Here is a 24,911-nt window from a genome sequence, read left to right as displayed (position 1 = left end):
GCTTTAATGACGGCCAGCGCTGCCACTACGCGCTCGGGCGAGCGTTGCATCAACACGCCCACTGGCGTCTCCGTCACCACGCCCAGCCGGATCAGCCGATGGGCCAAACGGTTCGCTTGAGCGTTGAGTCCGGCATAGCTCAATGTCTGATCTACGCACACCAGCGCAGTGGCATCGGGAGTGCGCTCGACTTGTTGTTCAAACAACTCGGGCAACGTCGCGTCAGTCACCGATTGCACGGTGGCGTTCCACTCGACGAGCAGGCGCTGCTGTTGCGCTGCATTGAGCCAGTCAATGTCGCTGATAGGCTGAGTCGGATCGGCGTTGAGCGCTTTCAGGAGCGCTAGGAAACCATGTTGACGTGTAGTGAGTTCATTTGCCGTGCCGAATGCGCGGTTTACACCAAGATCAACTCGCAACATGAGGCTATCGTGTTGAAGCTGGGCCACGATAACGAGGCTTTCGGTAGATTGAGTGGCTAAAAGGTGGCTCGTTGACGAATATGCGTCAAACGACAGCGTGTTATCAGTCAGAACGAGGTCCAGTATGGAGCTCATCAGCGGCTGAGTGGGCGACAACCCCAATGCTTGGCGCAAAGCATCAATCGGATAGCATTGATGCCGCAGTCCTTGATGAATTTGCTGTGCTACTTGGTCTTTCAGTGACGAGAGGCTAGCGCTCGGTTGCACGGTCAGCCGTACCGGAAGTACGTTAGACACCCTACCAGGGACGCATTGATCCGTACTCGAGCAAATACTCACTGGAACACCAAGTACCACGTCCTGCACACCGGTTAGCCGATGCAAATAGGCCGCCATGGCAGCGGTAACGAGTTGGGCTAAATCAATCGCAGAAGACTCGAATGTATCAATCTCCTGGCTATCGGACTGGGTAAGATCAGCAGTATGGTGTAAGCGATGATGAGAAGCGCTCGCAAGCTGGCCTGCATGCATCACCGGTTCAGGCCAATTGGTGCAACGTTTGAGCCAATACGCTTCATCGCGCGCCCATTGGGCCGAATTGTGGTATTGGGCATCTTTTTCTAACCGCTTGGACACCGAGCCGAAAGAGCATGGCGCAGGTTCGACACCTTTGCGCATCGCGCTATACACATGTGCGATGCGTTGCGTAATAAGGTGCATGCTCATGCCATCCATCACGATAGCGTGATAGCGTTGGTACCACAGCACCTGGTCCGAGGCAGTTTTTAGCAATGCATAATGGAACAGCGATCCTTGTAAAATATTCACTGGCCGCTCAGCATCGGCCCGCATCCATGCTTGAGCGGCGGCTTGTGGGTCCGCTTCCGCACTCAGATCAACCCACGATAGCGACCACGCTGGTGAACCGACATACTGTTGAATTCCCTCATCGGTCTCAACAAAATGCAGCCGCAGGCTGTCCACTTCATTGACCACCTGCCGCAACGCCGCTTCGAACAAGGCTGGATCAACGGCGCCTTCGATAACCGTGTACTGACCAATAGTATAGGCAGGACCGTCTGGATGGAGCTGCTGAGCAAGCCAGATTTCCGTTTGAGCCGTTGATAACGGATACGTCAGTGGCGCGACACTAATAGACATAATTAAGCTCCAATCCAGAAAAAATTTAATTTACATATATAAATTAAATCTTTAAATTTCTCAGAATTTCAAATATTAAAACAAACAAAATTTAGTTTTGCACACAAAGCAAGCTTGCGTACCAATTCGCTGGACACTTCTTCCCGTCCCGCTTGGCGATCTTTATGAAGTGGTTCGGATAATAGACAGCAGATACTGTGCCTATGACAAGAAAGTGAATGTAATCAATAACTCATATGACTTTTTATGTGCATGCACGACCAAGCCCAACCGTACACCGTAATACCTAGTGGATTGCTGTTTGATGCCCACACTCGATGGGCTACGAAGTCTCACCGCTCTTCTTAGGTATGCTAATTTAAATACAGTATTGGACCGCGTTGACTGCGTTAATTTAAGTCAGCAGCATTACCCGTCTGCTCAATGACCGTTCACACCTGCTGCTTTGCTGCTCGTCGATTTGTTTGAAAACTGTGGAAATCGCTCACCCGCTAACGGAGTTACCTGTATTCGATAAGGCGCCACGCCTCCGATAGGGTGATACATTGTTCAAGACAACGACCGAAGCGAGAACAATTTACCGCTCTCCAAGCTTATGCAAGTCAGTGCCTTGATGCATAACAAACTTAAGACACCATTGCGCCACCGTTTGCTGGATAGATGAAAAAGTGCTCCTTGCATGAGGATATCGATAAGAAGCGCGGATGGCCCCAGTCAAACGCCTTTACTCCGCCACCTCACGTCTGATCGAACGTCATGGGGCACTTATCAAAAAGATCGACGCGCATAGCGCTGACGATTTTGATGGAAGAATCTTCTCTGGCTATCGGTGGTTCGGTGGTAAACGATGACCTGACCGAAGGCGATTTGATCGGCATTCAACCTTCGGAGTTCAGTTTTTTTCGGGTGAACACGTTCCACGTCGTGCGAATGGCGAACGACGCTGTAGCGTCGCGAACGCCGGACCGTTGCCATCGATCATCGCGGGTGGGGAGATTCGAAAGCCCCGGAGCAAGGCTACGCGATTGCCGGATCGTACGGTCGTCGTACGATCATCCGGCCTCGGCCGCCTGAAACCGGCACCGCGAGCGCGCTAGCCTGGCGTTTTTCCCAGCATCAATGTCTGACATCGGCCACCACCTGTCGCGCCGCGCGCACGATCGCATCCGTCGTGATGCCAAAGCGTGCATAGACGTCCTGAATCTTGCCTGACTCGCCGAAATCGTGCATGCCCACGAATCGGCCGGCGGGGCCGAGATACTTGTCCCAACCGAGCCCGACAGCCGCCTCGACGGCCACTCTCGCCGCTGTCTCGCCCAACACTGATTCTCTATACTCCGGATTCTGCTCGTCAAAAAGCAGGCAACAGGGCATCGACACGACCGCAGTGGGCACCCCTTCGTTCTGCATGATTGTGCGGGCCTGCACGGCGAGGTGCAATTCGGATCCGGTTGCAAGCAACGTGAGTTGGCGTGGGCCGCCTTCCGCTTCCAGCAACACGTAGGCGCCGCGAGCCGATCGGTTGCCCCCTTTGGCGTCCTGGCGCAGCAGCGGCACGGGTTGGCGGGACAACGCAAGTATCGCCGCCCGGCGTGGTTGCTCCAGAATAAGCTCCCAGCATTCCGCCGTCTCCACCGCGTCTGCTGGCCGATAAACGCCTAGATGAGGCATCGCGCGCAGCGCAGCGAGATGCTCGACAGGTTGATGCGTCGGCCCGTCTTCGCCCAGCCCGATCGAATCGTGCGTCATGACAAAGATGGTCCGTATGCGCATCATCGCCGCAAGGCGGATGGCCGGACGGCAATAGTCGGAGAAACAGAGAAACGTGCCGCCATAGGGAATCAAGCCGCCATGCAGCGCCAAGCCGTTCATTGCCGCAGCCATCCCATGCTCGCGCACACCGTAATGCACGTACGATCCGCCGTAATCCCCCGGCTTGATCTCAACCTGCCTGTTAACCTTGGTATTGTTTGACGGCGTAAGATCGGCCGACCCTCCCAGTAACTCCGGAATGGCGTCGACGAGGTGGCTGAGAACGGCGCCGCTGGCTTGCCGCGTGGCCATCTGCGTGTCGTCAGCCACAAATTCCGCGCGCGCCGCGGCGATCGCCGCTTTCCAGTTGACCGGCAGCTCGCCCCGGTTGCGCCGCTCGAACTCACGACGAAGCGCTTCGGGGGCCTGTCGCACGCGGTCGGCCCACGCCAAGCGCTCGGCCCTGCCTCGCGCGCCGATTGCGCGCCACTCATTCAGCAAAGCGTCAGGAATCTCGAATGGTGCCGACTCCCAACCGAGGATCTTACGCGCACCTGCGATCTCGTCGTCACCCGGCGCATCGCTGTGGGCCTTTTGGGTTCCGGCTCTTGTCGGAAATCCGAAGCCGATAATCGTCTTGCACGCAATCAACGTCGGCTGCTCGTTAACGTGCCGCGCTGCCGTGATCGCATCGCGGATCGCATCGGTGTCGTGACCATCGATCTCCAGCACGTGCCAACCCGACGCGCGGAAGCGTTCGACCTCATTGTCAGAAACCGCAAGGCGAGTTGAACCGTCGATCGAGATCGAATTGTTGTCCCAGAACGCAATCAGGCGACCCAGCTTCAGATGGCCTGCCAACGAAATGGCTTCCTGACTGATGCCTTCCATCAAGCAACCATCGCCCATGAAAACGTACGTGTAGTGGTTAACTAGCTCGTCGCCAAAGCACGCATTCATAATACGCTCGCCCAGCGCCATGCCCACCGACTCGGCAATCCCCTGTCCCAATGGTCCCGTCGTCAGTTCGATACCATCGGCATGCCGATATTCAGGATGACCCGGCGTCTTGCTGCCGAGTTGACGAAAGCGTTTCAGCTCCTCGACCGGCATGTCGGAATAGCCAGTCAAATATAAGAGGCTGTACAGCAGCATCGAACCGTGACCGTTGGATAAAACAAACCGATCCCGGTCAATCCAGTGAGGATCGGCGGCATCGAATCGCATGAAGTCCTTGAACAGGACAGTGGCAATGTCGGCCATGCCCATTGGCGCACCTGGATGGCCGCTTTTTGCCTTCTGTACAGCGTCTATCGACAGGAATCGAATGCAGTTGGCCATTTCTCGAAGATGCGGATCGCGGGGGGCCGGCACGCCCTTGGGTGCTGGGGGTACTGCACAAAATTGCTCTGTCATCAGTCTATCCTTTATAGGTCTTGAACAAATGACACGCGCTGTCCCGTTTTTATCCTACTGCCAGCATGGGGGCAAAGAGCGCGCGGCGGTATGCATGCGACAGACAACTGTCATCTTCGTCCTCCCGTCAGCCCGACATGTACGTTGGTCAACGCGGCGCTTTTACCTTTACCTCAGCCGCCACAAGCTGCAGCGTGCTGCCGTCCTGCCACGCGTCCGCGCCGGCAACCGGCTGCGGCTGCGCCAGATCGGCACGGCGCCGACGCAGCGCGTCGGTAGACACGCCGAACCGCGTGTCACGCGCCCGCACGCGCGCACGGTCAAGTTGCCCGTCATCCGTGAAACTCATCATCAGTTGCGGAATGCCAAGCGGCAACGCGTGATCGCGATCGATCTGCCACGTATGCCAGGTCTTGCCGTACGTGTTGACGAGTTGCCCCATCAGCGCGTGCTCGGCTTTCTCCGGAATGCCCGGCGCCAGAAGTTCTCCGGAACGCACTTCATAGCGGTGACTGTGCCATAGCCGTCGCTCCTCGTCGGGCAGCGTGCGGAATACACGCTCGCTGACGATATATTCGATGCCAATCAGCTTTGCATCCGGTGCATCCGAATCGTAGATCACACATTGATGGAAGTCTTCTGTCAGATGCGTGCAGTAATGAAAGGCCTCGACCTGCCGGCCCATGTCATCTGCATAGAAATGGAAACCGTTCAAAAATGCGCTCATTGCGTCAACAGGTCGCTTTTTCTGCAACAGTCGTGCGCCCGTATCGAGCACGCGGCTTCGCGGCGACAGCTTTGCCCCGGGCACGGGCGTGCCGTGGTCCTCGTCGGCGCGCGCAGACGACGCCGACACGCCAGCCGCGGAGGCCAACGCGACCTTAAGCGCTGACGACGTGAACGCTCGGCGGCACGCGCAGATTGCAGGTTTTTTCATCGATTACCCCCGTTATTCGTGAATAGGGCCGCGGTGGCCCCAAGATAAAGACCGGTGTGCTGCGAAGGTTTCACGCCGACAAATCACCACCGCTGCGCGGCTCGACGTCCTTTGGATTATCAAGATGCCCCGGCGGCGGCTGGTACGGGCCCCGGTCAGGTTCCGGCTTCTGCGGAATCATCGTTTCGTCCATGTTGCCATGGCCTTTTTGGTGCACCTTGCCATCCTTGTCGACGGTCACCTCGCCTTCACCTTCCGCGGGTTTGCGCGTTGCGGGGTCAGCACGATCGGCGGCATCGCGATGTTTCATCGTGGGTCTCCTTCAACAGGCGCGCCGCAACGGCGCGCGTCCCTGTCCACAGCAAACCGCATGCCGCTGCGTGGCAGCCCGGTACCGGCTCGAGCCAATCGCCGCGATACCTCCGGCGTCACGGCTGCTACGCATCGGAACTAACGACGCCCAGGTAATGAAGTCGAGGCGCTCAGCATCAGACCAGATGCGTTCTGACCTGCCCGTTGGCGGACGGCACCACACTCCAGCGATTGCGGCAATTGGACTGCTCAGTCTTTTACACCCACGACCTTGACAATACATCTAAAGACACATATCTTTAGATGTATCTTACGACTCTCTTGGAGCAACCCATGCGTCATTGTTCTTTTTTCCGCGATTGGCCACGCAGTCCGCGCTCGTGGCACGATTACATGCCGTTTGCCGCGCTGCGCCACACGATGAGCCGGCACGGCCACCGGCGGCACGGCGGTGGTAGCCCGTTCTGGGGCGGCGGCAGCGGCGGCTTCGGCGACGACGAAAGCATGTCGCGCGGCCGCAAATTCTCGTCCGACGACCTGCAATTGCTGCTGCTCGCGCTAATCGCACAACAGCCCAGCCATGGCTATGAGTTGATCAAGGCATTGGATGCTCGCTCCAGCGGCTACTACAGCCCGAGCCCAGGCATGGTGTATCCGGCTCTGACCTACCTTGAGGAGCTCGGCTACGTCACAGTCCACCTGGAAGGCAACCGCAAGCGGTACGTAGTGGCGGATCCCGGGCGCGACTATCTCGAGGCCAACCGAGAACGCGCAGACCTGCTGCTCGCCAAGCTGCAGCACATCGGCCGCAAGATGGAGATGATCCGCCGCTTCTTCGCCACCGGCGAAGGTGACGACATGTCGGGGGGCCCGGCGTGGCTGCCGGAATTCAACGAGGCCCGGCTCGCACTGAAGCAAGCGCTGTACCGTCGCGATAACCTGCCGCCGGACGAGCAGCGGCGCATTGCAGCCATCCTGAGGCGCGCGGTCGCCGAAATCGAGCACAAGCCGGAGGCAAGCTAACGACACCCGATCAGGACAACACGGTGCAGGACTGCCCGGAGCGCATCGTGACGCGCGTTCGACATCCGTTGAAGTTTCGTCTGTTGCGCGTGCAGCGCGTGCGGCAGGTCACGCCGACGCTGGTGCGTGTGACGCTGGTCGGCGACGATCTGCATGATTTCGTCTCCGCTTCGTTCGATGACCACGTCAAGGTGTTTTTTCCATTACCCGGCATGGACAAACCCCTGCTGCCGACTGTGAGACCGGATGGTGTCGTGTTCCTGGAGCATCATCCACGCCCCCCGGCACGCGACTACACGCCGCGGCGCTACGATCGGCAGGCAGGCGAATTGGATCTGGAATTCACACTGCACGATGCCGGCCCCGCGTCCGCATGGGCAAGGCAGGCACAACCGGGACAATGGCTCGGCGTCGGCGGACCGCGAGGCTCACTCATCATCCCAACCGGCTTCGACTGGCATTTGCTGGTCGGCGACGATACCGCACTGCCCGCCATTGCGCGGCGGCTTGAAGAGTTACCCGCCGATACTCGGGTGGTAACCGTGATTGAGGTGGCAAACGCAGCGTCGCGCATCGACCTCAATACCCGCGCACAACTGCATGCGGTGTGGCGCTATCGCGACTGCGCGGGGCCCGACGGCGGCGCGTTGTTACGCGCGGTGCAGGATACGGATTTGCCGGGCGGCGATGGCTACGTTTGGGTGGCGGCCGAGGCCGGCATAGCGCGCGCAGTGCGCCAGTACTTGGTGGAGGAGCGCGGTGTACCGAAGTCCCGGATCCGCGCGGCCAGCTATTGGCGGCGTGGTACCGCCGCGGTGCACGAGACGATCGACGGTTGACAATCTGCCTCGTGTAGAAGCGCCCGCCCGCCTCGCTGTATGCATGCAGGTCACCAAACAGGCTGCTCTTCCAGTCGCCGAAGCCATGCCATGCCATGCCCTCCGACCCTGTATTAATTAACCTCCAGATCCAATAAAACCATTTTTTGGGGAGCAATTGACTAAACACAATTATTAGAATGCCTCCTCAACTATTGCTTCATTTAAAACATACTTCAAAAATCCTTACCTCAAAACACCTACCACCCCACATTTCCTTCTTTTCGCCTCGCGCAACCCCCAAAAAATATTCCCAGCAACCTGGTTAAAAGAATAGATCCTGCGTAGTGTAAAAAAGTTTGCACATTACTTTTCTTCTTGATACTGTCATGCATGCCTAAACAGTGACCAGGTAAGCAAACAGCAGGCGCTTTCCTTCGCAAAACGTCAGGGTTAACGCGGCACTGCGTCACTGTTGCTTCTTCATCCAAACCGATATTTGTCGGCCGCACAGACAACTTATTTTATGAATAGACAATTTCCCCAACCTAACTATTAATTGAACTAACTAAATTAATGGAGACACTTGATGGCCGTAATCCGAATCGGCATCGTGGGCCTGGGCGCACAGATGCAGGAAAACCTGCTACCCACGTTGCTGCAAATGCCCAATATCCGCATCGTTGGCGTATGCGATATCACTGCTGCTCGCGCCGCGCAAATTCATCGCTTCCTATCCGACGTTCCTGTCACAGCCAGCGTCGATGAGCTACTCACGCTCACCGCGCCCGACGCACTCGTGCTCGCATGCCCACCCCAGGCACATCGCGACATTGCGTTACAAGCGATGCGCGCGGGCATCCATGTCTTCGTCGAAAAGCCCCCATGCTTCACACTTGACGAACTCGAGGCACTCGTCCTGGCGAATCGCCAGAGCGGCGTCATAACAGGCGTGGGCATGAATTTCAAGTTCGCAAAGCCTATACGGCAGTTACGCGACATGACACAGGCTGCACCGTTCGGTCGCACGTTGCACGTCCAGCTTAATCACTATGCGAGCAAGCCTCGAGCGCCCCTGTGGGGCCTAGACTCAACCCTGCGCTCATTCCTGCTCGCGCAGGCAATCCATACGATCGATCTTGGCATCACATTCGGTGGCGGCGAGTTGACCGGCATCCGGTCTCGAGTGCAGCGCTATGACGACTCGCTGATCGTCAATGCCGAACTGGTCTTTTCATCCGGCACGACAGCCAGCCTTTTGTGCGGCACGATGTTTCCGTACTTCGAGTTTGACATGAAGATCGTCAGCTCGACCTCGATGATGGTCGAACTCGACAACCTGTGGAACATCACAATACACGAACCTGAGCACGGCACGCGCGCGACTGGCACAGCAAAGCGCTGGCGCGGCGTGTGGCAACCAGGCCCGCTCGATTCCGGATACGAGCGAAGCGGTTACTACGGCGAACTATTTGAATTTTTTGAAGCCATCCGAAAGCGGGAAACGTTTAACGCGAATTTCGAAAGCCTGCTGCCCACCTATCGGGTCATCGAACAGATTTGCGCTGCCGATTCGCAAGACATCGGCGTTGTACAAACCTTCGCGCTGCCGACGCTTCACGCCACATCCACCGCCAATCCGGGAGTCGTATCTAATGTCCTCTGATCTCACCGTCAACACGTCGTCACCTGCGCGCCGCACGGTCTCGGACAAATATCGCGCGGTCTATCCGGAAGACGTCGACACACTGCAGGCGACGCTCGCGCGTTCGCTGTCGGGCACGAGCGACGTGGTGACCGAATACGAGCAAGCACTCGGCGAGTGGTTCAGTGCCCGGCATGCCGTCGCGTTGTCATCGGGTGGCGCTGCGCTAAGCGTCGCGCTGTACGCGGTTGGCGTCGAGCCTGGCGACGACGTACTGCTCACGCCGAGTTGCCCACTGTGCACAGTCTATCCGATCATCGCCGCGGGTGCGACTCCCGTGTTTGTCGATACACGCGCGCACGGTTTCGGCGCCGATCCGGATTCCGTCCGTGCGAGCATGACGCCGCGCGCGCGCGCGCTGATCGATATTCCGATGTGGGGTTATCCAACCGAAGTTGACGCGCTCCAAGCTATCACGCGTGAGCTAGGCATTAAACTGATCCTCGATCTCGCGCACTCGCACGGCACGACCCTGCATGGCCAGCCGTTGTCGCATTTCGGCGATGTGTCGTGCTTCAGCACGCATGAGCGAAAGCTGCTCGCGACGGGTGAGGGAGGATTCCTGCTAACAGACGACGACGTGCTCGCAAAACGTAGCCGCGATTACAGCCGCTTCGGAAATCTGAACGGCAAGGACTTCGGCCTGAACTATAAGCTTGCGGCGCTACCCGCCGCGCTCGGCAAGAGCCGGCTGCAATCGCTCACCGCGCAGATCGACAAGCGTCGCGAGAATGCGCGTTATCTGCTCGAGCGTATCCATCATCCGCAAGTACGAGAGAAGGCAATCGTTGCGGGCGGCGTGCCGAACTACTACTTTCTCAACCTCGAGCTGCGTTTTGCGGACAATGCAGCATTCATTGACTATCTCGACGATCTCGGCGTGCCGTCGGACATCAAGCGATACGGCTGCAAGGCACTGTACGAGTTTCCCGCGCTCGAGCGGTATCGCACCGCGTGCCCGAACGCGCAGGCGCTGCTCGCCAGCATGACAACGATACCCGTGCATCCCGGCATCACGGTCAATGAACTCGACCACATCGCGGCCTGCATCAACCGGTATGAGGCGATATGACCACTCACGTCCCTCATGGCCGAGCGACGCTGGATCGGCATTTCACCGCGTCGGGGCTGGTGATGAATCGGCATCGAAAGCTTTTGCTGCTGCAGCATCGCAAACTCGGCGTGTGGCTCTATCCCGGCGGCCACATCGAGCGGACCGAGACGCCCGACCAGGCCGTGCTGCGCGAGATCGACGAAGAAACAGGCATTCGCGCGACGCTCGTCGGCAAGACGAATCCTCAGCTTGCCGATCCGGACGCAGACGTCACGGTGTTGCACCGGCCATACCAAGTGCTGTGCGAATTCATTGATGACACGCGTGAACCACATTACCACATCGACCTCGTCTATCTGTGCGCAACCGCCGCCCGTACATGCCCAGTCCAGCGGGAAAACGACCGCGCGCGCTTCTTCACATACGAGCAGACGAGCGGCTTGTGCATGTTCCCGAACTTCCGGCGCCTCGTGCACCGCCTATTTCGCGATGAAGCTGCATGGCGTCTGGTGGACGAAGAGATGATCGCATGATGAACGCTACCCAAACGGCGCCGCGCCGGATCACCGAGACATGCGTGCACGACACGCCGGAAGACATCGTCGAGCTGACGCGCGCACTGCACACAGGGCTGTCGGGCACCGCGCAAATCGTCGAGGACTACGAGGCCGTGCTAGCCGCCACGTACGGCGTGCGGCATGTGATCGCCGTCTCGTCAGGCTCAGCTTCAGTCACCGCTGCGCTGTCCGGCATCGATTGGCGGCTGGGCGACGAGGTCGTCGTCGCGCCGACGTGTCCGATCTGCACGGTATTGCCCATCCTGTCGCTCGGACTGCGTCCCGTGTTCTGCGACGTCGCACCGGACAGTTTCGGTCTCGACGAGGCGGATCTGCAGCATTGCATTAGCGAGCGGACCTGCGCAGTCATCGAGGTGCCGATGTGGGGGTATCCGAATCGGCTCGACCAAACGCGCGCGTTGCTGCGAGACATCGGCGTGCCGCTGATTCAGGATCTCGCGCACGCGCATCTGACGAAACTCGACGGCATGTGGCTGCCGCACTACGGCGACATCAGCTGCTTCAGCACCCACCATTGCAAGTTCATATCGACCGGCGAAGGCGGTTTCGTCATGACCGACGACGACGCGCGCGCGCAGCGCATTCGTGCGTACACGCGCTTTGGCAACCTGACGGGCGAAACGGTGGGCGTCAATCTGAAGCTCGGAGGGTTGCAAGCCGCGCTCGGGCTCGCACGCGCGCGGCGGCTGCAGGCCCACCTAGAAGCACGATTGCGCAACCGGGAGCGGCTGCTTGCGCTGCTCGACAATCCGGCGTTCAGGGAACTGCCGATTTCGCCACGGGGCACGCCAAACGGCTACGCATTGTTGTTGCAGGCACTGGGGCACGACGGGCGCCGTCTCGTCGACTACCAACAGCGGCATGGCATTCCGTCCGACATTGGCAAGTACGACAACCGGCCGCTGTTTGAACTGCCGCTGCTCGCCGTCTATCGCCGGGCCTGTCCGAACGCCGCGCGCCTGCTGCGATCGCTGACGACGGTGCCGCTGCATCCCGACCTGACCGACGACGAGCTGCATTACATTGCAGGAGTGCTCAATGACTACGCCGCACAATGACGTCACGGTTTGCGCCCAGCGTGCAAGCCATGCGGTCGTGATCGGCGGCAGCCTCGCCGGCTGCCTGACGGCGGCGGTACTTGCCCGCCGCTTTCAGCGCGTGACGCTTGTCGAAAAAGGCGACTTCTTTGACGAGTCGGGACCGCGCCGCAGCGTGCCTCAAGAGCATCACGTCCATCTATTGTTGCTGCGCGGCAAGCAAATCATTGAACGCATTTTCCCCGGGTTCCTAGCGGCACTGGAACGCGACGGCGCGCTCGTCGCCGATCTCGGTCACGACGTCAAATGGTTCCAAGCAGGCCAATGGAAAAACCGGTATCGCAGCGGCATCCACGCGCACTATTGCAGCCGAAGGCTCATCGACAATCAGTTGCGCCGCCACGTCGTGCAAACGCCGGGCGTCGAAGTCTTGTCCCGCTCGCGCGTGACGCGCGTCAGTTTCAAAGGAACGACCGGCATACGTTCGGTCAACGGCGTGTGGATCGCCGACGATGCAACGCTCGATGAACGCTTCGTCGCGGCCGATTTCGTCGTCGATGCGAGCGGCCGTGGCACGCGGATGCCGGAATGGCTGCGCGAAGCGGGGTTCGGCAGCGTCAAGACGAGCATCGTCAAGACCGAACTCGGCTATGCGTCACGTATCTATCGCCGCATCCCGGCCTTGGCCGCGCAATGGCAAGTGCTGCTCGTGCTGCCGAACACACCCCAGCAACGCGCGATGGGCGTCATCAGCCCCATCGAGGCAGAACGCTGGATGGTCACGACAGGCGGTTGGTTCGGACACTTTCCCGGCAGCGACCCAGCTGAATTTCTTGACGCGCTCGCTTCGCTACCCGTACCGGACATCTACAACGTGATCCGCGCGGCGGAGCCGCTGTCGGACGTCGCGACATTCCGAATGCCAGGCAGCCGGCGCACGCACTACGACCGAATCGCGCACTGGCCGGCCGGCTTGCTCGTCGTTGGCGATGCGCTAAGCAGCATGAATCCTTTATACAGCCAAGGGATGACAATCTGCGCGCTCGAAGCCGAATGCATTGATCGCCACGTCGATGCGGCACTCGCGGACGCATCGACGTGGCGCGACGTGCAGCGCAGGCTGTGCGGGATCGTCGATGACGCGTGGCATATGGCGACGACTGAGGATCTCCGGTTTCCAGAGACGGTCGGCGAGCGTAACTGGCGCACGCGCTTGCACCATTGGTATGGCACGGGACTGGGGCGCGTATCGGCCCACCACCGCCGCGCGCTCGAGACCCAGATCGGCGTGACGAATCTCGTGACGCCGCCAAGCCGGCTGTATTCGCCAGCCATTACGACCCGCGTCGTGCTCGAAACCCTCCGGCCCCGCTCACTCAGATGACATATTCCCCTGATTGGATTCCCACGCGCATCGAACACATCGTGCTCGATTGGAATGGCACGTTAATCGACGACCTCGATCTCGCGGTACGCGCCGTCAATCGCTGCGGTGAGCGGTTTGGTGTCGTGCCGGTGACACGCGATCGCTATAGAGCATTGTTCAATTTCCCGATCGCCGGCTTTTATAAGGCGCTCGGCTTCGACTTCGCGTGCACGCCATTTGCGACGATCGTTGAACACTATCTCGAATGCTTCGACGCAAACGTCGCGCAGTGCGCGCTGCACGACGGCGTTCTCGATCTGCTCGGCACGGCGCGCGCGGCCGGCGTCGGCCTATCGATTCTATCCGCGTCGCATGGCGACATCCTGCGCGGCACGCTCGACGCAAAAGGCCTGCACGGCCGTTTCGAACACATCGTGGGTCTCTCCCACAACCGTGCGGGCAGCAAGCTGGACGAGGCAATGCAACTGATGCGGACACTGGATGTGCGCCCAGACCGGACGCTGTATATCGGCGACACGACGCACGATTACGACGTCGCGTGCGCGGTCGGCTGGCGACCCGTTCTCGTGTCAACGGGTCATCACGATGCCAGCCGGCTACTTCGCAGCGGCGCACCAGTGTACGGCGGGCTCGGCGAGTTGCTCAGTCATTTGACGTGCAGGTGGTCGGCCGGCAGCAACGATAGGAGCGTTGAACATGACTGATATTCTCGATCCGGCAGTCGTCGCCGTGGTGGCGACTGCCCTCGCCATGCGCGCGGTCGTCGCATGGTACTACCGCGACAGTACGCGGGTGCTTCGCCTGCTGCGCCTGCTGCCGCGGCTGCAGGACCACAAGGAAAGCTATTACCGGCCCCTCGACGCGTGGCTCGCGCCGCTCCCGTTCATCTGGACCTGGCTAGACATCGTCGCAGCCGTGATGCTTGCGCAGCGGTGCCCATGGCCCATCGCGTGGCTGGGGGTCGTGCTGTGGAGCGGTGGACGCATGCGCGCGCTGCAGGAGTTCGGCCACAACGCTGTGCATTTCGCGCTGTGCCGGCCACACGCCTGGCAGTGGTGGCTGAGCGACATGTTCTACCAGTTTCCAATGTTCAAGCGCGACATGCACAGCCGCCATCAAACGCACACCGTCGAGCATCATCGCCATCCCAATCATCCCAAACTCGACCCCAACCGGGCGCGCGTCAAAGCAGGAGGCTACACAAGTGGACTTTCGCCGCTTGAGTTCTACGCGCGGCTGCTGTACCCGCTCACGCCGAAGGGTGCGTGGGCCAACGTCACGACGATGGCGCGCAACAGCATGCTGAACCATTCGCGCGTGACCACGGTTGCGCGCTTGATCGCGATCGCCGCGACGGCGGCCGTGCTGTACTGGGCCGGCGGCTGCAAAGGCGTCGTATTCGGCTGGCTCACGCCGCTCATCACGTCGTATCCGGTGTTCGCGTGGATCTCGCTGTTGACGGAACACCGCTGGTTCGTGGACGGCCCGACGCGCGACCGGCTTGATCTCGAGTATCTCGCGGGCCGCCCAACAGACTATTTCGGATGGACCGGGTGGTTGGCGCGCGTGTTCATTACGCCGACCTCCGATGCCTATCACCTGGCCCACTCGCTGTACCCAGGCGTGCGATGGAATTACTTGCCCGCCATCGACCGTCATCTGAAAGTCCACGAGCCGCGCTATACGGCGCATGCAAGCGAGGGTTTGCTGGTGCGCAGCGGCAATGCACCGAGCGCGTTGTCCGAACTGTACGACCGCCTGGTACAGACCCGGCGGAAATCGTCGATACCCCAAACGGGAGGTGGAATGTGACGCACGAACAAGCCCCGCGAATCGGCATCATTGGAGGGAGCAGCTTCCAGGATCTGGCCGGATTGCAGCACGTAGAAACCGTCGAACTCGACACGCCGTTCGGCACGCCGTCGTCGCCCGTCGTGCTCGGCACGCTCGGCGGCATGCCGATCGCCTTCATCCAGCGGCATGGGCCCGGACATACGATCCCGCCATCGTTCATCAACGTCCGCGCGAACATAGCGGCGCTGCGTGCGCTGGGCTGCACGCAGCTGCTGTCGATGAGCGCGGTCGGCAGCCTGACACATGAAGCGCCGCCCGGCACGTTCGTGTTAATCGACCAGTTCATTGACCGGACGATACAGCGCGACAAAACGTTTTTCGGGCAGCGCCTGGTCGGTCACGTGCCGTTTGGGGAACCGGTCTGCGCTCGGATGCGCGCAACACTCGCCGACAGCGCAACCGCGGTTGGCGTGGACGCACGGCAACGCGGCACCTATGTCGTAATGGAAGGCCCACAGTTTTCGACGCGAGCTGAATCGAACCTGTATCGCCAGTGGGGCGGCACGGTGATCGGCATGACGGCCATGCCGGAAGCGAAACTCGCGCGGGAAGCCGAACTTTGCTATGCGCTCGTCGCGATTCCGACCGACTTCGATTGCTGGCGTGACGAGCACGACGCAGTGAACGCGACGCTCGTCTCTCAACGGATGCGCGACGTTAGCGCATCGGCAACCCGCCTTTTCACCGATGCAGTCACGCGGCTCGGCTCGCATCGCGGCACGTGCCCGCACGGCTGCGACCGGGCGCTTGATACCGCGGTCATGACCGCGCCCGCTCACCGCGACCCTGCGATGATCGAACGCCTTGCGGCGGTTTCCCCTCGCGCGGCCCAATTGCTGTCTCAACGGACGGAGATGACGCTTTGAACGACGCTATTCCAACGCGCGATCGCGTACGCATCAAAAAAGTCGAAGTGCTGTCCGACAACTGGTACGTGCTGCGCAAAACAACATTCGACTACCAGCGGCGTGACGGCGTGTGGCAAAGCCAGTCGCGCGAAACCTACGACCGCGGCAACGGCGCGACGATACTGCTCTACAACCGGGCGAAGAGAACCGTCATCCTGACCCGGCAGTTTCGCTTCCCAGCGTTCGTCAACAAACACGACGGGATGCTGATCGAGACCTGCGCGGGTCTGCTCGATAGCGACGAGCCGTTGGCCTGCATTCAGAGGGAAACCGAAGAAGAGACCGGCTATCGAATTGAGCACGTGCGGAAAGTCTTCGAAGCGTTCATGAGTCCAGGTTCCGTCACGGAACGGCTCTATTTTTTCGTCGGCGAGTACTTCGATAAAGATCGCGTTGGTAACGGAGGCGGCGTCAAATCCGACGGTGAAGACATCGAAGTGCTTGAACTTTCACTCAACCGGGCACTCGCTATGATCGATTCGGGCGAGATCGCTGACGGCAAGACGATCATGCTGCTGCAGTACGCGCAGCTGTATCAACTTATTGATTGACGCCATCATGGACGAACTGCTTGCCGTTAGTTCGATGGAGCACGCGGAACTCGCCGAATTCATCGACGGCATGTCGGCGCACGTTGGCGCGCCAATCCGCCTGCTGCGTTGGTCAACCGCCGAACTCGCCGAGCGCCTGCGCGATGGCAACGCGCCCGCGTGGGATCTGCTGCTCGGAACCGCCGCCACCGCGTTGCTCGATCCGGTGATCGTGGGGCAGCTCGAGCCGCTGGACCGGATCGATTTTTCGGGCCTGCAGCCCGGCGCCGTGGACGCCGAGTGCCGCTCGTTCAGTCCATCGGGCTTTGTTCCTGTTTTCTGCTACGACGCGACGGCGCTTGCCGATCGCCGGCTTACCGCCCCAACTTCGTGGGCAGCATTGGCCGCGCCGATCTGGCGCAACCGCATCGCGTTACCTGATCCGGCGCGATCCGGCGCCGGCTATCTTCATCTGAGCGCGCTCCTCGAATGCTGCCCCGAGTCGGCGTGGCGAACGCTGGCCGCCGTTGCAAACCTGCATCCGTCGATCGGCAGATCGTCCACCGCGCCGATCGACGATGTACTTGCAGGACGCGCGTGGATCGCCGCCACGGTATCGACAGCAGCGACACGAGCGGCGCGCGCGTACCCGAGTTTGCGATGGCTCGTTCCGCTCGATGGCCGCCGTTACGAACACGAAGTGTTCGGCTGCCGCGCGGGCTCACCCCGGGTGGGGCTCGCGCAGCGGGCGCTCTCATGGATGCTGTCGAACGACGCGGCGGCAATCGCGCGGCGCTATGGCAAAGTCGTGCTCGATCATGCATCGGAGCGGAATGAAGCGATGCAGGGCTTGGCCGCACTGAACGTGGCCGACGCCGGTCGCTCGAAACTCGACCGTACCGTGCAATGGCACACGCTATTTACCCAGCAGGCTCACTATGACTGAGTGGCTCACAAGCGAAACCGGTGCCGCCGGCTCATCCGTCCACGACGCTCACCGTCCGTGGGCAATCTATCTGATGTTCGGCTTATACGGTTTGCAACAGGGAATGCTCGGGCCCGCGATGCCGTTCGTACGTGCCGAATTGAACTTTGACCTGCGCGCCGTCGGTTTGCACTTTGCCGCTTACGCGCTCGGACTCGCGTCGATCCGCCTGCCATACCGCTGGCTCAGACACCGACGATTGCCTACTGGCATCGGGCAAATCTCAATTCTGTCGGTTATCGCAGCGAGTGGCCTGTTCGCCATCGCGCGTGCGTTGCCGATCACGCTGCTTGCCGGCGCGCTAATGGGCATTTCAGGCGGGCTCTTGATGACCACCGGCCAAGCTAAGCTCGGCGCGCGCTATCGAGAGCGCGCCGCCGCAAGACTCGTCGAAGCGCACGTAGCTGCCGGCCTGTGCGTACTCGGCGGTGCGCTGCTGATCAGCGGTTCGACGTCGCTCGGTTGGTCGTGGCGCGCAGCCCCGATCGCCGTAGCGGTCGCTGCACTACTGCTTGCCGCGTTGCCGTTCGCCGCATACCGTCGAGACGAGCCGGGCGTGCACGCGGCGGACATGTCCACACCGGCGTCGGATACCGCAAATTTTCCCCGCATGCTGCAATTCAGCCTTTGGGCGCTGGTGATCCTGGCCATTGCCGCCGAATGGGGCGTCGGATTCTGGGGGGCCGAATACTTAAAGGTAAGCGTCACGGGCAGCGCCGCGACGGCCGCGGCGTTGATGACCGTGTACTTCGGTGGCACCGTGTGCGGGCGCCTGGCCAGCAGCTACCTGCTGCGGGCGATGCAGCCGCTCACGCTGCTCGTGGCCATCACACTCGGCGCGGTCGTCGCATTCGCCGCGCTACACGCGGTGCACAGTATAGGGACCGCGGCGTGCGTCATGGCTGCGCTCGGCGTATGCCTTGGCAACTTCTTCCCGCTGATCCTTGGCGCGACCATGCACGCGGCGCCCGACGCGAGTGCGTCGCTGAGCGCACGCGCTTCGCAGGCGGTCGGCATCGCGTTGTTGGCCACACCGTTGCTGCTCGGCATGTTATCGGAAGAGATCGGGATACAAGCTTCATTCACCACGTTAATCACGTATCCGCTGTTAATGTTGCCACTCTTATCAATTCTGCGTGCCCACATAAAAGCCGACCACCGAGACACAACGAATGGAGACCCTGCCCAATGACCGCGCTAACCCTACTGTTTGATCTGGATGGCACGTTGGTCGACACCGACGCGCTGCACCTGAACGCGTATAACGCACTGCTCGCGCGTTGGGACCGGTCGATCGACCTCGACTATTACAAGAAGCACGTGATGGGCTTTCCGGACGAGATGATTTTTGGCAGGCTGTTTCCCGGCATGCCGGCCACGGAATATACGGAGCTGGCGAGTCAAAAGGAGCGACTGTTTCGCGCACAGCTTGGAGATAGGCTGACCCCGACCGCCGGCACACAACGCATTCTCGACTTCGCAGACCGATTTGGCATCCGGATCGCTGTCGTGACGAACGCGCCGCGCAGCAATGCAACGATGATGCTGAACGCGCTCGGACTCGCCACACGATTCAACACGCTCGTGATTGGTAGCGAACTGGCGCACGGGAAACCGCATCCGCTGCCCTATACGACAGCGCTAGAACGATTGAACGGAAACGCCAACCATGCGTTCGCGTTCGAGGATTCGGCGGCGGGTGTGCGTTCCGCGAGTTCGGCCGGCATCTTTACGTTCGGGATGTCGAGTGCATTGAGCGAGGACAGGCTTCGGGAAGCCGGAGCACAAGAGGTGATTCGGGATTTCGAGGATCGACGCCTTTGGGATCGGTTAACACACCAGCTCAACGCGCAGCACGACGTTGCCAGCCGGTGAAGCAACTAACAACGGAACCGGAATTTCCAGTTGCCGTTTTTTAATGAACTGCCTATACTGGAATCGCCGCTGAAAACAGCAGCGGTCGGGTGTGGAAATCCGGTAGATACAGGCGCATAGAAGCCGCGCCATCTGATGATTCGCGGCTTTTTTGTGCGTTACGTCTGGCACGTCTATGGCGGGCCGGGCGGGGCCAGCTTTGGCTGGGCCGGTTCCTGTATCCCGGTTTCCACCCTCGTTCGGTCTGCCACCCTTTCCGTGGAAAGAAAGGGGGCGGGTAAAAACCGTGATACAGGAGCCAGGCATGGATATTCCACCTCTTGGCGTTTGTCCGTCCGAATATCGCCGTCTGCGTGTTCGTCGAACGCTGCTTCTTCCTTTCCCTCGTCTTCGCGCGTTTTCTGCGTCACTTGTCGCCTTTAAACGGGTGTCGAGCTACTTGGCCATGGCGCACCGAGCCGCGCAACCACCGTAAGATAGTGCAATCCTCCACTGTTGCTACAAATTAAGCGGACACTTTGCGCAGCCGCTAGGACTATCAATCTAACAGCGTAAACGTCTTTTCCGCTTCTCCTCACATCGTGCCTATTGGCGCGAGGGAGTGTGTTTTGCCCAAAGCAAGGAGGAGGTGCACGGCCCGCGTGGCTCCAGCGAAGCGGGCCAACAGATACTGTGGTGGAACAAGGATTTTATGTCATTGTCATGGATCCGGCGCACGTGCGCTTCGTCGTGCCGCCGGTCGTACTTTCTAAAAGGGAAGGCATAGGAATATGGCTGGCCGTCAGTAGTCTGACCGTCACCGCGTTTCTCATGCGTCTTGACCTCGGCATCGTGGTCTTGCTGGGGGAAGCGTGGACTGCCTGGTGGTGGCTGCGTCGGTTTGAGCCGGCCATGACTGAAAGCCGGTTCAGCATCAGTGCGGCAGGGATCGTGTGGTTCGGCTCGAAATCGGGGCCCGCCCTTATCGCCATGCATCGGGTGAGTCGCGTTTGCCTGGTCTCACCGCGCAGATGCCGTGTTGTCCTGCTGTCGCTACGCGCAGCCTCCAGTGAACCGCAGGTCTTGCCATGGCGGCGTCCCGAGCACAGGCGCCTAGCCAAATGGGGCATCGTGGTCGAGGCCGATGGGCTCGATTATGCTATCGCACAGGGCCTGTCTCGCCGTACTGCTCTTCTTCTGGCGCGGGCAGTGCGACGGGCACTGCGTGCTGCGTTGCGAGATGGGCATTGGATTTGACGCTCTTTTCCCCACCCAATGGCTGCCTCGAAGTCTTGACGACGTGGGCACGCTTGGCCGCTTCGAGCGTCTTGGCGAGCAATTCTTTAACGCCGGCTTCGCGCAGCCGCTTGCGTCAGCGCGTCAGGCTCGACGGATCGATTGGCGGCTTGGTCTGCATGTACGTTTGCCGGTGGACATTTGCCACTACGGATTCTCCGGCCATTGCCAGAGCCCGTTTTCGCCTGACGGGTCGAAGGCGTGCTGCAAATACAGCAGCGCCGCAATCAAGCGCGGCAAGCTTGTCGGTCGGCCCCTGTGCGACACGAATTCGCGCTCGTCGCCGCGCTCAACCGATCTCAGTCGATCATCGGCAAAGCAAATCAACGGATGCTTCAAGTGGATCTGCTCGCGCAGCGGTTGGCAAAAGAAACGGCTGCGACTTCGCGGCCTTGCCCACGTCTTCCAGGAGTGTTAAAGGCCGACGACTGGTACCGCTTATGAACAGACTTGTGCCTCAGTCGTCTAGGCAATGCCGTTGTGAGCGTTTAGGCGTTAGATGGCGTGTTGGTCGTGTTCGACGATGCTGTTTGTTTTGTCGCCCTGGATACGCGCGCGCCGCTTGGCGTTAGCGCTTGCTGCACGGCCAAACGAGCGCCGTCTTTCCAGATAACAAGGTCACGTCCAGTGAGCAGCACAAGGCTTCAACACAGTTTCGTCGCCAAGATTTAACGGCTCTTTCTATTTTACTCTACCGTGTTGATGCGACAAAGCCATTGGAAACGACTTTGTACATGCCTCATCAGAAATGGTTCGGAAAATCGTTCGCCTATGCGTTATATAGTCGGCGCACCCCTATTTGCATCTGCCCGGGTGGCAGTGCAACCTTAGGCTTTCTTTCATTCTCGATACGTCCAGTATGGATTTCAATACCACGCCCTTGTCGAACCCGCACAATGTCGCCATCTATGTGTCCATCGACTCGCACGAGAGCGGTCCTGGCAACTCGCCCCCGAGCGATTTCTTCAGCGTCGAGAACCCTCATACGGCTCAGCGGCAGGCGGCAGGCAGTTATTCTGGCATCGCGCCTATGGAGCGCGTTAACGCATTCTTGAAGACGTTGCGTGAGAAGGACGTCGAAAGAGAGGTCCGCATAGGAGCATTGCGTGAGCTTTTGGATGGGCTGAATAGAGACGTTGCAGATCCAAACATCCTATTGACAGCACTGGACAAGCTGGCTACGTCCAGTATCAGTGGCCTTCCGTTGGGTGCACAAACTGAAGCATTTGCTCACATCTTTGCTGAGGTGCTGAAAATCCCGGGGAGCAAAGCGCTGCAGGACAAGATGGTCCACCATTTTGAAGGAGACTATCGTCGTCTAAGCACATGGGGGCTGGGCTCCTATCATGTTGTACCTGCTGAGTCGATGATTGCAGTATTCGATGCAATTCTCAGCCGCACGATCGCTAGCCCATTGGAAGAGCGGCGCGAAATACTACCCCTCCTCGCACTGCAGCTAGACTCTTCTCATTGGACCGGGGAGCAGTCGTGGGCGGCCGTTCACGGCAGACCCTATAATCCAAGGCCCGAGCTGACGACACGATTCGATCGGCTGCTGAACGAAATGACGCGGCTGGACGATCTCGGACGAGCAGAATTAAGCGCGGAACTCGCCAACCAATTGTTTTTGCTTCATTGTCTGGATCGCACCCTTGTGTTGAATCGACATCAGCGTTTGCTCAATTACGTCGAAGCGCTTCCTGAGAAGCTTCAATCGACACCCCGCAAGGCGCTGGGTCGTGCGATCCGATGGCTGCCAGAGCACACACGCCTCGCTACCTACGAATCCATGTTTGAAGCAGCCAAGCGGTTGTCAATAGGTAAAGGTGAGGCGTTGGCGGGATTGCCTGAAGCGATGATCGGCTTGACTGCTGCCGAACAAAACCGAAGGCTGCAACAGTGGAAGTACGAAATCCTGCCGATGTTGGATCTATCCGATCAGGAGCCAATCATTGCAGGACTGCTCGCTGCATTCGGCGAATTGGCCGAGGGAAACAATCCCGAATTTGCGCTGGCGTTAGCACTCGATACCTTTGACAGAACATCCGGCGGCCAAAGCATGGATAAAGACCGTTTCGACGACATCATTCGAGGGATTCGCGGCAACTTAATCCACACGTACTCTCCCGAGACGTTAGGACGTGTCCTCGACCTGAGTAGTGGTATTCCACCATCCACACGGATGAGGCTTCTCCTTGACCTTGAACGGTGGCTGGATGTGAAATTGTTAAAAAAGACATTGAGCAAGCAGGAACAGCTGTTATTTCCGATACAGGCCCGCGCCCGCGATGAACGAGCCAAATTGGCACCTAAACCGCGACTTAACCTCGACCCTGACCCGTTACCGGTGACATGGTGGGAAGATCCCGATCGACGGAAGGCGACTGATCATGCAGATGGCGAGCGTCGCCGCCGGCCCATCGTTGATTGGATAAAAACGCGGCTGGGTCGACGTTAAAATAACACCAATCTTGGCGAGTCGCACGGAAAGGCCTGACGCAGCCTTACCGTGCGACTCGCAGATCAATGCCCCACGACATTGCGAAAGAATTCTACAATTTATTCAAATTATCAAGTTTGTTTTTTGCTGCCTTTAGGCCAGATTGAAAATCCTCCTTAATACTATCAAAATCTTTTATTATTTCATTATATTGGATTTCGGATAGCCCAATTTTATGCAATGACACTTTATGCTGGTATGATAAATTGCTTTTTTGCAAAAGCTTCCGGGTCTTTTCCCTCGTCGCCTTGATAGTCTTGTCAATGCTATCGTAAATTTCTTTTGCCTCGGACTCTCGCTCCGTCCGCGTCTCTAGACTATGATGCTCTAGTTTGCTAAGGGTAGCATGGATTGATCCATTAACGACGCTCTCCACATTATCTAATCGCTTTAGAAAATCGTTGGCTTTCTCCATAAGAGCATCGCGCTTTTTGTCAGATACACTGTTAGATTTCGGCCAAAAATTACTTACTATTTTCTTATCGCCAAAATGATTTTTCCGCTGCACATCGGCACCATTTATTGTCGCCTGGCTGGCACGAAAACCAGAATAAGCATCTTTTCTAGTGCCACGTAAGTTCTGCAGGCTCTGAATAATCGGGCTCCGCAAATTTTGCGATATAGCTTTGCTATTGACCTGCCTCGACAAATCTTTGATCGATGTAAAGACAGAAATAACTCTACCGTGGCCAAGTATCTTCATTTTTGACGAAATTTCGATTCGGTCATTTAAAATATAATAAATACGGCCAAGTAGTTTACCAAATCAGAAAGATCGACCTGAAAAACGAAGCACGGTCGCCTTGGCGCCTTCCTACTACCTCGCTGATGTCCGCCGATCTAGGAAATGGTCGGATGCCTACTGCCGCATCGGGTCGCTAACGCGGCCCGCTCGCCTCGGTAGGTCATAAGATGACAGCCGGTGACCATGCCGTGACCGCGGCGCTGTTACCGCACATCGGATTGTCGCGCGCCTTCAATGTTGTCTAACCGCTGCGCCTATTGCCGCCCCGACAACTGTGCAGCCATCTTTCGTATCTGGCTGGCCGCGCCTTTGCGTGCAGCTATGTCCATAATGTCCTTGTTCGAACGTCCTGCTTGCATGAGCGCTGGCCCATGTTCGAACACCGCTTTGAGCGCCTGAACACCGCCGCTGTTGCCGGCAATCTTTACAATATCGGCTCGACCGAAGCCACGATCCTGGAGTGTCGGCCCCAGTCGAGCACTATTTGCAGCGCCTGCGCCCCGCCGCCATTACCCGCGATTTTGACAATGTCAGCCTGACTAAGAGTCGCTAACACAAGTCGTCCACGAAGCGCGAACAGATAACGGCAGCGGCCAAGCAGAGCAAGGCGATATGAATGTCCAGGCGCCGCTCGAAG

General features: G+C 59.0%; 22 protein-coding genes and 2 pseudogenes. 17 read left to right on the top strand and 7 right to left on the bottom strand.

Annotated elements, in window-relative coordinates; all coding sequences use genetic code 11:
- From B0O95_RS14225 to B0O95_RS14210, 4 genes are all read right to left on the bottom strand, one after another.
- A partial coding sequence (locus B0O95_RS14225; RefSeq protein ID WP_233203403.1) for a condensation domain-containing protein occupies window positions 1-1,583 on the bottom strand: 1,583 nt, incomplete at its 3' end.
- Window positions 1,584-2,699: 1,116 nt separating this feature from the next.
- On the bottom strand, window positions 2,700-4,751 hold the full coding sequence (gene tkt / locus B0O95_RS14220) for a transketolase (RefSeq protein WP_233203402.1): 2,052 nt from the start codon (window positions 4,749-4,751) through the stop codon (window positions 2,700-2,702).
- Between the two features lie 148 nt (window positions 4,752-4,899).
- Complete coding sequence (locus B0O95_RS14215; RefSeq protein ID WP_104078460.1) at window positions 4,900-5,688, bottom strand: OBAP family protein; 789 nt, start codon at window positions 5,686-5,688, stop codon at window positions 4,900-4,902.
- 70 nt (window positions 5,689-5,758) lie between these two features.
- Window positions 5,759-5,998, bottom strand: a complete 240-nt coding sequence (locus tag B0O95_RS14210) for a hypothetical protein (RefSeq protein ID WP_104078459.1) — start codon at window positions 5,996-5,998, stop codon at window positions 5,759-5,761.
- 335 nt (window positions 5,999-6,333) lie between these two features.
- Here B0O95_RS14210 and B0O95_RS14205 point away from each other — a divergent pair, with 335 nt between their 5' ends.
- Together B0O95_RS14205 and B0O95_RS14200 are read left to right on the top strand one after the other, a co-directional pair.
- A complete protein-coding gene (locus B0O95_RS14205) occupies window positions 6,334-7,023 on the top strand; it encodes a PadR family transcriptional regulator (RefSeq protein ID WP_370641800.1) in 690 nt (229 codons plus the stop codon).
- Window positions 7,024-7,070: 47 nt separating this feature from the next.
- Window positions 7,071-7,862, top strand: a complete 792-nt coding sequence (locus B0O95_RS14200) for a siderophore-interacting protein (protein ID WP_233203400.1) — start codon at window positions 7,071-7,073, stop codon at window positions 7,860-7,862.
- Here the strand turns inward: B0O95_RS14200 and B0O95_RS14195 are convergent.
- Window positions 7,846-7,959: pseudogene (locus B0O95_RS14195) on the bottom strand (methylmalonate-semialdehyde dehydrogenase); the annotation flags it as partial. The gene B0O95_RS14200 and the pseudogene B0O95_RS14195 sit on opposite strands and share 17 nt — an antisense overlap.
- 471 nt (window positions 7,960-8,430) lie before the next feature.
- Here B0O95_RS14195 and B0O95_RS14190 point away from each other — a divergent pair.
- The 13 genes from B0O95_RS14190 (at window position 8,431) to B0O95_RS14130 (ending at window position 20,990) form a co-directional block, all read left to right on the top strand.
- Window positions 8,431-9,507 carry a Gfo/Idh/MocA family protein gene (locus B0O95_RS14190; RefSeq protein ID WP_104078457.1) on the top strand — a complete coding sequence of 359 codons (1,077 nt, stop codon included), beginning with the start codon at window positions 8,431-8,433 and terminating at the stop codon, window positions 9,505-9,507.
- The gene (locus tag B0O95_RS14185; RefSeq protein ID WP_104078456.1) at window positions 9,497-10,618 is read left to right on the top strand and encodes a DegT/DnrJ/EryC1/StrS family aminotransferase; all 1,122 of its coding nucleotides are present in this window, start codon (window positions 9,497-9,499) and stop codon (window positions 10,616-10,618) included. The genes B0O95_RS14190 and B0O95_RS14185 overlap by 11 nt, the downstream gene beginning before the upstream one ends.
- Window positions 10,615-11,133: an NUDIX hydrolase gene (locus B0O95_RS14180; protein ID WP_104078455.1), complete on the top strand. Its 519-nt coding sequence runs from the start codon at window positions 10,615-10,617 to the stop codon at window positions 11,131-11,133. Before B0O95_RS14185 ends, B0O95_RS14180 begins: the two co-directional genes overlap by 4 nt.
- Window positions 11,130-12,236, top strand: a complete 1,107-nt coding sequence (locus B0O95_RS14175) for a DegT/DnrJ/EryC1/StrS family aminotransferase (RefSeq protein ID WP_199180530.1) — start codon at window positions 11,130-11,132, stop codon at window positions 12,234-12,236. Before B0O95_RS14180 ends, B0O95_RS14175 begins: the two co-directional genes overlap by 4 nt.
- The gene (locus B0O95_RS14170; RefSeq protein WP_104078453.1) at window positions 12,217-13,599 is read left to right on the top strand and encodes an NAD(P)/FAD-dependent oxidoreductase; all 1,383 of its coding nucleotides are present in this window, start codon (window positions 12,217-12,219) and stop codon (window positions 13,597-13,599) included. The genes B0O95_RS14175 and B0O95_RS14170 overlap by 20 nt, the downstream gene beginning before the upstream one ends.
- Window positions 13,596-14,306 (top strand): HAD family hydrolase, encoded by a 711-nt coding sequence (locus B0O95_RS14165; RefSeq protein WP_104078452.1) that lies wholly within the window; start codon window positions 13,596-13,598, stop codon window positions 14,304-14,306. The genes B0O95_RS14170 and B0O95_RS14165 overlap by 4 nt, the downstream gene beginning before the upstream one ends.
- A complete protein-coding gene (locus B0O95_RS16760) occupies window positions 14,299-15,414 on the top strand; it encodes a fatty acid desaturase family protein (protein WP_104078451.1) in 1,116 nt (371 codons plus the stop codon). The genes B0O95_RS14165 and B0O95_RS16760 overlap by 8 nt, the downstream gene beginning before the upstream one ends.
- Window positions 15,411-16,322, top strand: coding sequence for an S-methyl-5'-thioadenosine phosphorylase (gene mtnP / locus B0O95_RS14155; RefSeq protein ID WP_104078450.1), 912 nt, complete (start codon window positions 15,411-15,413; stop codon window positions 16,320-16,322). The genes B0O95_RS16760 and mtnP overlap by 4 nt, the downstream gene beginning before the upstream one ends.
- Window positions 16,319-16,915 carry a GDP-mannose pyrophosphatase NudK gene (gene nudK / locus B0O95_RS14150; protein ID WP_104078449.1) on the top strand — a complete coding sequence of 199 codons (597 nt, stop codon included), beginning with the start codon at window positions 16,319-16,321 and terminating at the stop codon, window positions 16,913-16,915. The genes mtnP and nudK overlap by 4 nt, the downstream gene beginning before the upstream one ends.
- Window positions 16,916-16,922: 7 nt before the next feature.
- Window positions 16,923-17,840, top strand: coding sequence for an ABC transporter substrate-binding protein (locus tag B0O95_RS14145; protein WP_104078448.1), 918 nt, complete (start codon window positions 16,923-16,925; stop codon window positions 17,838-17,840).
- A complete protein-coding gene (locus B0O95_RS14140) occupies window positions 17,833-19,071 on the top strand; it encodes an MFS transporter (RefSeq protein WP_104078447.1) in 1,239 nt (412 codons plus the stop codon). Before B0O95_RS14145 ends, B0O95_RS14140 begins: the two co-directional genes overlap by 8 nt.
- A complete protein-coding gene (locus tag B0O95_RS14135; RefSeq protein WP_104078446.1) occupies window positions 19,068-19,754 on the top strand; it encodes an HAD family hydrolase in 687 nt (228 codons plus the stop codon). Before B0O95_RS14140 ends, B0O95_RS14135 begins: the two co-directional genes overlap by 4 nt.
- Before the next feature lie 675 nt (window positions 19,755-20,429).
- Window positions 20,430-20,990, top strand: a complete 561-nt coding sequence (locus B0O95_RS14130) for a hypothetical protein (RefSeq protein ID WP_233203398.1) — start codon at window positions 20,430-20,432, stop codon at window positions 20,988-20,990.
- A gap of 28 nt (window positions 20,991-21,018) precedes the next feature.
- On the opposite strand, the pseudogene B0O95_RS14125 reads toward B0O95_RS14130, so the two are convergent.
- A pseudogene (locus B0O95_RS14125) lies at window positions 21,019-21,386 on the bottom strand (transposase); the annotation flags it as partial.
- Between the two features lie 502 nt (window positions 21,387-21,888).
- Between B0O95_RS14125 and B0O95_RS14120 the strand changes: the two are divergent.
- The gene (locus tag B0O95_RS14120) at window positions 21,889-23,487 is read left to right on the top strand and encodes a hypothetical protein (RefSeq protein WP_104078444.1); all 1,599 of its coding nucleotides are present in this window, start codon (window positions 21,889-21,891) and stop codon (window positions 23,485-23,487) included.
- Between the two features lie 94 nt (window positions 23,488-23,581).
- Here B0O95_RS14120 and B0O95_RS14115 read toward each other — a convergent pair whose 3' ends face one another.
- On the bottom strand, window positions 23,582-24,232 hold the full coding sequence (locus B0O95_RS14115) for a hypothetical protein (RefSeq protein ID WP_233203397.1): 651 nt from the start codon (window positions 24,230-24,232) through the stop codon (window positions 23,582-23,584).
- A 413-nt stretch (window positions 24,233-24,645) separates the two neighbouring features.
- Here B0O95_RS14115 and B0O95_RS17310 point away from each other — a divergent pair, with 413 nt between their 5' ends.
- Complete coding sequence (locus B0O95_RS17310) at window positions 24,646-24,813, top strand: hypothetical protein (protein WP_416171945.1); 168 nt, start codon at window positions 24,646-24,648, stop codon at window positions 24,811-24,813.
- Window positions 24,814-24,911 lie beyond the last annotated feature (98 nt).

Source organism: Mycetohabitans endofungorum, from assembly GCF_002927045.1.
In the GTDB taxonomy this organism is placed as follows: domain Bacteria; phylum Pseudomonadota; class Gammaproteobacteria; order Burkholderiales; family Burkholderiaceae; genus Mycetohabitans; species Mycetohabitans endofungorum.
The sequence above is the reverse complement of the archived record's forward strand: the minus strand, read 5'-3'. Positions and strand labels throughout refer to the sequence as shown.